The sequence below is a fragment of the Microcoleus sp. AT8-B5 genome (assembly GCF_036705565.1).
Classification (GTDB): Bacteria; Cyanobacteriota; Cyanobacteriia; order Cyanobacteriales; family Microcoleaceae; genus Microcoleus.
The window spans coordinates 35704-46958 of the sequence record NZ_JAUBUY010000039.1 but is presented as its reverse complement, the minus strand read 5'-3'; the positions used below and the strand labels follow the sequence as shown (position 1 = coordinate 46958).

General features: G+C 45.4%; 8 protein-coding genes. 6 read left to right on the top strand and 2 right to left on the bottom strand.

Annotation, left to right across the window (positions count from 1 at the left end):
- Window positions 1-416: 416 nt before the first annotated feature.
- Complete coding sequence (locus QUB39_RS22545) at window positions 417-728, bottom strand: 30S ribosomal protein PSRP-3 (protein WP_333056906.1); 312 nt, start codon at window positions 726-728, stop codon at window positions 417-419.
- Window positions 729-905: 177 nt separating this feature from the next.
- Between QUB39_RS22545 and QUB39_RS22540 the strand changes: the two genes are divergently transcribed.
- Together QUB39_RS22540 and QUB39_RS22535 are read left to right on the top strand one after the other, a co-directional pair.
- On the top strand, window positions 906-1691 hold the full coding sequence (locus tag QUB39_RS22540; RefSeq protein WP_333211905.1) for a TIGR01548 family HAD-type hydrolase: 786 nt from the start codon (window positions 906-908) through the stop codon (window positions 1689-1691).
- Between the two features lie 247 nt (window positions 1692-1938).
- Entirely contained in the window at window positions 1939-2175 is a 237-nt protein-coding gene (locus tag QUB39_RS22535) for a hypothetical protein (RefSeq protein WP_333056864.1), read from the top strand.
- 490 nt (window positions 2176-2665) lie between these two features.
- Here QUB39_RS22535 and QUB39_RS22530 read toward each other — a convergent pair whose 3' ends face one another.
- On the bottom strand, window positions 2666-3484 hold the full coding sequence (locus QUB39_RS22530) for a tetratricopeptide repeat protein (protein WP_333056863.1): 819 nt from the start codon (window positions 3482-3484) through the stop codon (window positions 2666-2668).
- Window positions 3485-4309: 825 nt separating this feature from the next.
- Here QUB39_RS22530 and QUB39_RS30670 point away from each other — a divergent pair.
- The 4 genes from QUB39_RS30670 (at window position 4310) to QUB39_RS22520 (ending at window position 11032) form a co-directional block, all read left to right on the top strand.
- Window positions 4310-4645, top strand: a complete 336-nt coding sequence (locus QUB39_RS30670) for an IS200/IS605 family accessory protein TnpB-related protein (protein ID WP_445251911.1) — start codon at window positions 4310-4312, stop codon at window positions 4643-4645.
- On the top strand, window positions 4629-4931 hold the full coding sequence (locus QUB39_RS30665; protein WP_445243046.1) for a zinc ribbon domain-containing protein: 303 nt from the start codon (window positions 4629-4631) through the stop codon (window positions 4929-4931). Before QUB39_RS30670 ends, QUB39_RS30665 begins: the two co-directional genes overlap by 17 nt.
- A 29-nt stretch (window positions 4932-4960) precedes the next feature.
- Entirely contained in the window at window positions 4961-6967 is a 2007-nt protein-coding gene (locus QUB39_RS22525; protein ID WP_333056862.1) for an ABC transporter ATP-binding protein, read from the top strand.
- 627 nt (window positions 6968-7594) lie between these two features.
- Window positions 7595-11032: a PAS domain S-box protein gene (locus QUB39_RS22520; RefSeq protein WP_333233880.1), complete on the top strand. Its 3438-nt coding sequence runs from the start codon at window positions 7595-7597 to the stop codon at window positions 11030-11032.
- Window positions 11033-11255: the final 223 nt, after the last annotated feature.

Below are 11255 nucleotides of genomic sequence, written 5' to 3'. Positions count from 1 at the left end.
CCGTTCATAAAGCTTATTGACAATGGTACATTTCAGTTATAACTCACATTTTGCACCCTTTTCAATAACAGGCAAGATGCCTGTTCCACAAAGAGGGAATTTTCTTGTGGAACGGGCATCTTGCCCGTTCATAAAAATCTATAAGCAGCGCGTCAAACCACTTTTCGCTTAAGTATTAATTATCAAAACAACGCCGATTTTAGAGCTTTATTTTCAATAAATCTCGAATCGACCAAGCCCACAACCAGAGTAGGTATGAAAATCGGATTTAATATCAATATAAGCTGTAGCGAATTCAAATTTTATGTTTCACGGCGAGGTGGAAAAAGCGTCAAATCCTCTCGCCTTCTCCCCTCTCTCCTTCCCCTCGTTAGCCATAACAGGCAATGTATATGGGTAGCAACTAAAAGCGGGGCTTAGTTGCTGCCGGTAAAAGTCACTAGGGGGAACTTTGACTGAGCTTCAGTCATCGGGCGCCGTCTGCCTTCCTCTTGCCAGTAGTTGATTACTTCTGTGGCTTGGTTGAGGATTTCGACGCGATCGTTATCAGCAATCCAGTGTTTGGCTTCGAGTTCGTTTTTGAGGTCTTCCCACGCATCTTTGCGTGGCCAGAAAAAGTAGGATGTCAGCGGGCTAGTTCCTTTGCCGACAACTTGGTCAACGGCGAGGGCAACATTCTCTTCTAGCCAGAGAACTTTTAAGATGAACTTGGACAAGCAAACCTCCAGGGTTCCGATCGAACTTGTTAAAAATTTCTACAATCGCTAAGCGTAGCACACTCTGTTCGATAATTGGTCATCGGCCATAAAAAGTTTTGTGGCGCGACTGCTTTTAGCGCCACTCAGGGGCTGGAAACCGATAAAATTTGGGTTCTCACCCGCCCTAGGTACAAGGATGGTTAAATTGTGAACAGAGTTATTGTAGTTTTTGACATTGATGGTGTGGTGCGGGATGTGTCGGGTTCCTATCGGCGGGCGATCGCGGATGCGGTGGAACATTTCACGGCGGGTGCTTTTCGCCCGAATTCTCTCGATATCGACTCTCTGAAGTCTGAGGGAGTGTGGAATAATGACTGGCAGGCGTCTTTCGAGTTAGTTTGCCGTTATTTTGAGGGAATTGGGCGATCGAGAAACCAACTCGCTCTCAACTATGACGAATTAGTGGCTTTTTTCCAAAGTCGCTATCGCGGGCCCGATGAGAAAAATTGGACTGGTTACATTTGCGACGAACCGCTGCTGTTAAGTCCGGCTTACCTGGAAAGTTTAACGGTTGGGGGCATTGTTTGGGGCTTTTTTAGCGGGGCGATGCGGGATGAAGCTGCTTATGTTTTGTCAGGGAAACTGAGTTTAAATTCCCCGGTGTTGGTGGCGATGGAAGATGCACCGGGAAAACCCGATCCGGCTGGACTTTTCGCGGCAATTGAACAGTTGGAAACTCTGCATGGTTTAGCAAAAAATTTGCCCGTGATTTACGCGGGAGATACTGTTGCGGATATTTACACGGTTGTGAAGGCGCGGGAAGTGCAACCAAATCGGGTTTGGCTGGGGGCTGGAATTTTGCCACCTCATGTTTTGGATGATGCTGTGCGCTGCGAGGCTTATGCTGCTGGGCTGGAAAATGCGGGTGCAGCAGCGGTTTTCAGGAATGTCGAGGAGTTGACGGCTGCGCGGATTTGGGAATTAGTTCAGTAGGCCAGTCAGTCTGTAGGCTACGCATTCCGCACCTTATTTTTTTGATAAACAATGTCTGTAGGGTGCAGCGAACCGGATATTATTGACAAACAAAGGTAATTTTGTTAAATAATTTTGCACCTTATCCTATTGACAAGTAAATGTAGTTTTGTTACATTTGTTTGTCAATTTTTGCATCTTTGAGTTGACAATATCTGCGGCGGCGGCTTAGTACAGAGTAGAGGTTAAGCTCTAGGAGAGTGCCACTATGTTAGTTTCGCGATCGACTGATAAACAACCTACGCTGGAAGAAACTCGGCAACTAGAAAAGCTCCAAGCCCAAATCGAGCGAGCTGTTGCTAACGGCAAGATATCTAAGCAAGAAATGGAAGACATCAGAAGAGCGATTTGTGCTGACGGAAAAGTTACTGTTGAAGAACTGGAACTGTACAGAATATTGGTGACAGATAGGATTGTTGCTGGAGAAGTAGAATACGATTTTTGAGAAGAGAATTCAACGGAGGGAACGGATTTTAGGGATGAATATTGAGGAAATAAGAAACCAGGAAGAAGAGTTTTAATGGTTCTTCAATAGTTTATTTACTGCTCTAAGCTGTGGAGCATTTAAACCAGTAACGAGGCTAGTAGGGTGCGTCAGCTAGAACCCTTACGCTGAAACGGAAAACCTTAGATGCTGACGCACCTTACGCAAGCCCTTTAAATGCCGAACAGCTTAGCAATCCTAAATGATTATACTCGTTACCAGGAAGAGCCTGGTAACGCAGACCCGGAGGAAGAGCCTCCCTAGTCTGGGCCGAGGCAGAGCCTCGCTTACATCGGTTCCCAGGCAGAGCTTGGGAACCAGTTAAATGGTTCTTCAAGAGTTTATTTACTGCTAGCTTAGGATGAAATTTGGCAATTTTTTGGAGCATCCCTTTTAGGAATTATACGCCACAATTATGGGATGCTCACAATTTTTCATTGGCGTTTTGAGATTATTTCAAGTGCAAGAATTTGTCTAATGCACTGACTGCAAGTGGTGGCCAGCGGCGGGTATTGGCAACCCAATCGAGGTCTTTGTAGCGGGAGTCGAGGCCGATGGCTGCTACCCAATTGCTCTCAGCTTCGCCGCGATTTCCAGCTTCCCAAAGACAGGCGCTGAGGGCGGCTCTCATGTCGGCAAATTGGGGGTATCTGCGGACGATGTTTTTCATGTTGCGAATTGCTTCTTTGGTTTGCCCGTTTTGATAAAGTGCCAGGGCGTGGTTGGCGCGGGCAAAGGCGTATTCGGGGGCTAGTTCAAAGGCTTTGCTGTAGTCGGCAATTGCTTGTTCCCATTGTCCTAAACCTGCTTCGGCGTTGCCTCGGTTGTTATAGGCGGCTGGATCTTGGGAGTCTAATTCTAGTACATGATTGTAGTCGGCGATCGCCTCTTCCCAGCGTCCTAAACCCTCTAAGGCGGTGCCGCGGTTTAGGTAGGGATCGGGGGCGTCGGGTGCTAGTTCGATCGCTCTTTCGTAGTCGGTAATAGCGGCTTGTAGTTTGTTTTGGCTGACTCTAGAATTGCCTCGGTTGCTCCAAGCTGCCGCTTGTGAGGGAAATTTTTCAATGATTTGAGTCCAAAAAGTTTCAGCGGCGGGAAATTTGCCTTCATTTGTAGCTTCAAAAGCTTTTTGAACGAGTTCTCCCAATTCCTGTTGGGGATCGGCGATATCTGTTGGTTGTACTTGTGCGGCAACGGGGGCGATATTTCCCAACCATACTAATCCGGTTACAATTAATACTGTAAAAAATGTGAAAACTGAGCGAATCATCGTTGTTGGTCGTTTAAACTTTACTAAACATATTATTAACCGAATTGGCGGGCGTTGGTTAGAAGATGTTTGAAAAGTCTGGGCGACTTAAGTCGCAGCTACAGGGACAAAACCTGCCTCCGCAGGTTCTGGATTTTGTTTCGTCGGGATAGGCGGACTTTGGTTGGGTAGTTGCGGGTTTAACTGATATCATGTCCGATCGATTGACCATAATATCCCGGCCGGCGCGGGTTTTTGAGATTGTCAATTATTGGCAGATATTGGCAGGTTTACCCGCCCCTTGCAAGCTCCAAGTAGCGCCTGAGCAGTCCATCAAAATTGATGCAACCCTTCAGGCGTTCGCGAGCTGACGGGGTGACAACCTCGTCAAAATCCCTACCTGTTGCGGATTTCGGCAAGTTGCGGTAAAAAAGATGAGGTAATTTTTGTCAACAAGCCCCATCTGTTAAATATGTTTCCTCAATTTTACCACATCCACCTGCAACACCAACTAAAAACGGACGTATACGTGACGCTTAAAATCTTGGTATATCTTTGGCAATGCCACAAACAAGTTAGTATTGAGTTGCTGGCTTCTTTGATGCCTTATCCCATTTTATTTGAGAGTCGTCCTTGCAGCATACAAAGATTTATTAAATTATCTTTCCTCGATATTAAAAACCTCTGGTTCCCTATTGTTCGATAATTTATAAAAACAAAATTTTCTCGCTCCCAGAGCCTTAAACTTACTGCTGTGATTTGGGTAGGAGTGATATTGCAGTTACTTCTGAGGGAGATACATTTAGCGGTAAATAAATTACCAAAGTTAGGAATCATTATGCCAAGTTGAGAGCAAATATCCAGCGAAAAGCCAGGAAAGGCTCGCGTTGCACTCGGCGTAGATGTCGAGAATTGTTGAAACGGTTGTCGGGCAAGGAAAAGCGCTTTCAGACTTTGGTAAATCACACTATCAGTCACCGTATCGTAACCAAGGCTAAGAACAAAAATCAAGTTGTCGCTTTGGAAGATTTGACGGGAATTAGGGAGCGCACAAATCAGCAGCCACGCTCGAAACAAGTGCGGAGACGATTCAATAACTGGGCATTCTTTCAGTTGCGCCAATTCCTAATCTACAAAGCTATAAAGCATAGCGTAAAGATTTTGTTTGGGGAGCCTAGCTAGATATACTAGCAAAATGTGCCACAAGTGCAATCATATTCACCCTGGACGGGGCGAATCTTATAGAATTGGTAAAAAGTTCGCTTGTGACCATTGTGGCTGGAAAGGTGATGCCGACTTAAACGGCAGTAAGAATATTGCTGCTATTGGGGCTTTCGTAAATAAGCCCTTATGTTCGAGATTGTTTTGCAATGTGCAAGATTATTTCAGGGCGATTGAAAGCCCACACTGTGCCTGTACTCAGGGAGCGTGCTGGGTAATTTACCAGGCCCTGCTACAATCCACTTAGTCTCCCTTTAATTTTTGCCATAGACTTCCATGAGTGAAACCGTCCTAGAAGTTCGCAACCTGCGGGTTCAATTTCAATCTGCGGACGCAGGCGATGCGTCTGCAACCGTCAAAGCGGTTGACGGCATTTCGTTTGAGGTCAAGCGAGGGCAAACTCTGGGCATCGTGGGAGAGTCGGGCTCGGGAAAATCGGTAACATCCCTGGCTGTTATGGGTTTGCTGTCGAGTTCGTCAACGAAAATCGAGGGCGAAATTTGGTTTTCTCCGACAAAAGACGGCGCTAGCAATGGGCCCCTTAATCTACTGGAAATGCCGGACAGGGAAAAACAAACATACCGGGGCAGTCAGATTGCGACGATTTTTCAAGAGCCGATGAGTTCGCTAAATCCGGTTTATACGATCGGATTCCAACTCACAGAAGCCATTTGTTTGCACCAACAGGTGTCGCAGACAGAAGCGCGACGCCAAGCTGCTTCTTTGCTGCAAGAAGTGAAGCTGCTACCGGGCGACGATGAGCTCAGGCAGCGGTGTTTGGCTTTGCGGCAAGAAGCGGTTCGGGAGGACGATCGCGATTTGATGCAGCTCGTCAACGGCCAAAAACAAGCTATGCTCGATCGCTATCCCCACGAACTATCAGGCGGTCAAATCCAGCGCGTGATGATTGCAATGGCCATTTCTTGCAATCCAACTTTATTAATTGCTGATGAACCTACCACGGCTTTGGACGTAACCGTGCAGGCAACAATCTTAGCTTTGCTGCGGGAGTTGCGGGACTCTAGAGGCATGGCAATGATTTTTATTACCCACGATTTGGGCGTCATTGCTGAAATTGGCGATACGGTGGCGGTGATGTACCGAGGCAAGATTGTTGAGTGCGGTGCGATCGAACAAATTTTCACCAATCCCCAACATCCTTACACAAAAGGTTTATTAGCTTGCCGCCCAACTCTCGATCGGCAAAGGCGCCGTTTGCCGACAGTTTCCGATTTTATGGATGTCACCACAAATGCTAGCGGCGAATTAGTAATTGTCGAGAAAAATGCCGATTTAGACGGCGACAACAGTGGGGGAAATCCCGCTTTTGCAACCGGAAAACCGCCTAGGCTGCCGCATATTTCCGGCCCTTTGCTAGCTGTTGATAACTTGCGAGTCGGTTTTCCGGTGCAGGGAATGTTTGGCGAAACTAAACGCTTGTTTATGGCGGTAAACGATATTTCTTTTGAGGTTTACCCCGGCGAGACTTTGGGTTTGGTGGGCGAGTCTGGCTGCGGCAAATCTACTTTGGCGAGGGCTTTGCTGCAATTAATTCCGATCGCCAGCGGTAAAGTGTTTTTTGAAGGTCAAGAAATTACGCCTCCTGCCAGAAGTAGTTCGGCATCGCAGTGGATGGCTAATTACCGGATGAAAAAAGAGTACGATCGCAAATTGCGGTGGCTGCGGCGCGATCTGCAAATTATTTTTCAAGATCCTTTTAGTTCTCTCGATCCGCGTCTAAGTGTTGGGGATGCGGTGATGGAACCGATGGTGATTCACCGCTTTGGTAAGAACCAGAAAGAACAGCGCGATCGCGCGGCTTATTTGTTGGATAGAGTGGGTTTAAATCCCGATTTTATGCGGCGCTACCCTCACGAGTTTTCGGGTGGACAGAGACAGCGAATTTGTATTGCTAGAGCTTTGGCTTTGAATCCTAAGTTTATTATTTGCGATGAGTCGGTTTCGGCATTAGATGTGTCGGTGCAGGCGCAAGTTTTAAATTTGCTGAAGGAGTTGCAAACAGAGTTTGGACTGACTTATATTTTTATTTCTCACGATTTGAGCGTGGTCAAGTTTATGAGCGATCGCGCGATCGTGATGAACAAAGGTAAAATCGAAGAAATTGGCACTGCTGAGCGCATTTACCGCCAACCGCAGCAAGCTTACACGCGACAACTCATAGCTTCTATTCCAGCGGGGAATTTGGAGCGAATTCGGCAACAGCAACTAGGTCGCCAAGCTGCTTGGCCCCCATCGCCTGCGGATGAATCAGAACAAAATTGATATCTAGTGTTTTAAACTCGTATCAATTACCAATTGCCCGTTACCAATTACTAATTAGCCATTGCGCGCGAACATCTCGTGCAAGGAAAAACTGCTAGGAAGATTTTTTTTTTCACAAATCAGAAGTTTATATTTATTTTAAATTCATAATTTATGCTCACATTCAACCTGTTTGAAGTTGACTAATATTCCGGGCTGTTTAACCCACAGCCAGGGCGCTAAACGCAGTATTTTTCTACATCAAACCAAGTTATTTCTACAGGCCAAAAGTGCGGTATAACAGGCTACGATAAGGCGGTAAGCAGATTCAGGCGCAGCCTAGATAATTAGGGTTTGCGTCTAGGACTAGGTAAATTAGGCCAAATGTCCAATGACTAACAACAATATATCGCGTAGTATTATAAGTAAACTCTCTCTCTGAGTCGCAAAAATTAGCAAATGCGTACCCCAGCTAAAAAGAGATTGGTGGCTACTTCCGTAAATATACTTAATTATCTCCTCGTTTTGGGTACATTTACCCAATTATTCAATATTAGAGCTCGCAAAGTAGGAAATATTTATAATATTTAAACATCTTTATTGTAATTTTTAAATCAGCACAACTCAAAGTAACTATAGAGTAAAAGAATGAAACATTCAGTTCAAGTAGGAGAATCCAAAAGCACTAAATTGGTGAAATTCCTGCAATTGTTGTGGACAAAAATTATGGCTGCAGTCACCACAATACAAAAAGCAGAATCTAGAAAGCATTCTGAAAAAAAAATCAGCGTAGCGACGATCGCCCCTGGGAGTTTATTCTCAATTTTGATAATTGTACTGCTGGTGTTAAACGGGTGGCTCGTAGCTGGCAGTGGCGATAATTTCTACCATCGCCAACTCGCCCTGGGATTTTTGGCAATAGCAAATATTGTCTTTTTGGCGGTATGGGCGGGATCAAAAGCTTCTGCTGTCGCAGCCCAAAACGATCGCCCATCCAGCGAACCCAACGGGGGCGATCGCTTTTTTAGCCTCTCGCTAGATATGCTGTGCGTCATTAGTTTTGACGGTTATATAACACTCATCAACCCAGCAGCAGAAAAAATCCTCGGCTATTCCCCAGGAGAAATGATTGGCAAACTCTTCATTGAATTCGTGCATCCAGACGATCGCGAAACTGCTTTAAAAGAAGCTGAAAGTGTTGCTACGGGGAATAATACCGTTGGGTTTGAAAATCGCTGGCGCTGTCGCAACGGTTCTTACAAGTGGATAGCCTGGACTGCTACGGGTTTCTGCGAGGAAGAATTGATCTATGGTGTCGGGCGCGACATTACCGCTCAAGAACAAGCAGAAGCAGCGCTGCAAGAAAGCCAGCGTTTTCTCGAACAAATTGCCAATGCTACTCCGAATATTCTCTATGTCTACGACGAGATCGAGCAGCGAAATGTGTACAACAACCGCGAAATCAATGTCGCGCTGGGCTATACCGTCGAAGAAGTTCAAAAAATGGGCAGCAGTCTGTTGCCTACCATTATCCACTCTGATGATTTAGCTAAATTTCCAGAATATTTGCAGCAATTGGAAACTGCTCCCGACGGCGAAGTTGGTGAGTACGAATACCGGGTGCGCGACAAAAATGGCTGTTGGCGCTGGCTAGTCAGCCGGGAAATTGTATTTAGCAGAACAGAGGAGGGAAAAATTAAGCAGCGTCTCGGTTCTGCTACGGACATTACAGAGCGAAAAATAGCAGAACAAGCTTTAGCAGAACAATTGAAACTTTCTTTATTCACAGCAGATGTGGGAATTGTTCTAACTCAAAACCAGGGTTTGCGTAGAACTTTGCAATATTGCGCCGATGCAGTTGTGCGCCATTTGGATGTTGCCTTTGCTCGGATTTGGACGTTGAATGAAGACGGAAATGTATTGCAACTGCAAGCAAGCGCGGGGATATATACTCATATTGACGGCGCTCACAGCCGCATTGCTGTCGGGGAGTTCAAGATTGGTTTAATCGCCCTGGAGCGACAACCTCACATCACTAATTCTGTGAAAGAAGATCCCCGAATCCAGGACAAAAAATGGGCGGCGCGTGAAGGAATGGTGGCTTTTGCTGGATATCCCCTAATTGTTGACAATCAGTTGCTGGGAGTAATCGCGATGTTTGCTCGCCAGGAGTTGAACGAATCAACGCTGATTGCTTTGGCGTCAAGTGCCGATACGATCGCCCTGGGAATTAAGCGCAAACAAACAGAAGAAGCTCTCGCCAGACAACAGCAAACTTTGAGGGCAATTATTGACAACGCTCCGATCTGGGTATGGCTGACAAATGCTAGCGGACGGATGTTATTAATTAACAAAACTTTCTGCGAAGATGTGGCTATACCTGAATCAAGATTTTTAGCAGCATCTCACTATTCCGAAGTTATGGGATTAGAAGCATCTGCTAACTGCATGGCATCTGACGCGCAAGCGTGGAGCCAAGATATTCCCTGTTATGCTGAAGAAGTGATGCAGCTTGCTGATGGTAAAGAACATTATTTGGAGACAATTAAAACTAAGGTCAAAGATGATTTTGGAAACACGATCGGCTTAATCGGCTTGGGTTTGGACGTTACAAAACAAAAAGAATCTCAAAGACAGTTGCAAAAGTCGGAAGCGAGATTCCGCAAATTAGCGGAGCAGGAAGCGCTGCTGAACCAGCTAGCTAGCAATATCCGCGAATCTCTAGATTTAGATACTATTTTAGCAACAACTGTGCAGCAGATTCGCGACTTGCTGCAAGTCGATCGCTGTGTGTTTATCTGGTATTTGCCCGACGCTTCGCCACCAGCTTGGGATGTCGTCCACGAAGCTAAAAATGATGACTTGGTCTCGCTTTTGGGTTATTTTCCTGCTGACATAACGGGTATGCTGCCGCGAAAAATCGCTAATTTGGAAGTTTATCAAATAGATGATGTTGCAACTGTCAGCGATCCCGTAGAACAAAAATTCTTTTTGGAGGTTGGTTGCAAGTCTGTCTTGGATTTGCCGATTAAAAGTGCGGGGGGTCTAACTGGTGTTGTTGGCTGCATTTCTTGCAGGGAGGTTCGCCAGTGGACAAAAGAGGAAGTGGAGTTAATGGAGGCAATTGGCGATCAACTAGCGATCGCGATCAGTCAATCTAAACTTTACACTCAAAGCCTCGATTCAGCCCGGATAGCGCAAGAACAAGCAGCCAAACTAGAAGTAACTCTGTGCGAACTTAAGCTTGCTCAAACCCAGCTCATTCAAGCAGAAAAAATGTCAAGTCTCGGTCAGATGGTAGCAGGAATCGCCCACGAAATCAATAACCCTGTCAGCTTTATTTTCGGCAATCTTACCTACACAGAAGAATACGCCAGAAACCTGATGAAACTGGTAGAAATGTATCGAGATGAATACCCGGAACCTTCTCCAGCGATTCAGGAGCAAATAGAAGTTTTAGAGCTGGATTTTGTGCTAGACGACTTGCCGAAAATGCTGTCTTCTATGCAGGTGGGAGCCACTCGTATTCGGGATATAGTGCGGAGTTTGCGAAATTTCTCTCGCCTCGATGAATCTGACATGAAAAAGGTTAACATTCACGAAGGAATCGACAGCACATTGATGATTTTAGAACACCGTCTGAAAGTTCATCCCAATAGCGTAGCGGGTACGGAGTACGATCGCCCAGCAATTCAAATCGTTAAAGAATACGGAAAATTGCCACGGGTGGAGTGCTACGCCGGACTATTGAATCAGGTGTTTATGAATATTATTGCTAACGCTATTGACGTGTTACAAGAACCGCTCGAAAATCCGGGAATTATTCGCATTCGTACAGAGGTAGAAGGTACTCTCGCTGTGATTAGAATTTCTGATAACGGTGCAGGTATGACAGATCAAGTCAAGCAGCGGATATTTGACCCGTTCTATACTACAAAACGGGTCGGTTCGGGAACGGGGATGGGTTTAGCGATTTCCCATTCAATTATTGTCGAAAAACATAAAGGTGAAATCAAGTGTTTCTCGGTGGTGGGGAAAGGCACTGAATTTATAATCGAAATTCCGATTAAAAGGACAGAAAATTAAATTGGTTTGTAGGCAAAAATACTAAGGTGCGTCAGTTTGAAAAACCAGATTTTTTTGTACTAACCTTAAGACTGACTCACCCTACAAACGCCAACATATAAAACTTATTTTACCAGAAATTTGTCTGGTTAACAATATGAACGAGACAACTAAAATTGATATGATATTAAAAATCTAAAATCTAAAATCTAAAATCTAAAATCTCAAGACGCACTCTACAGGC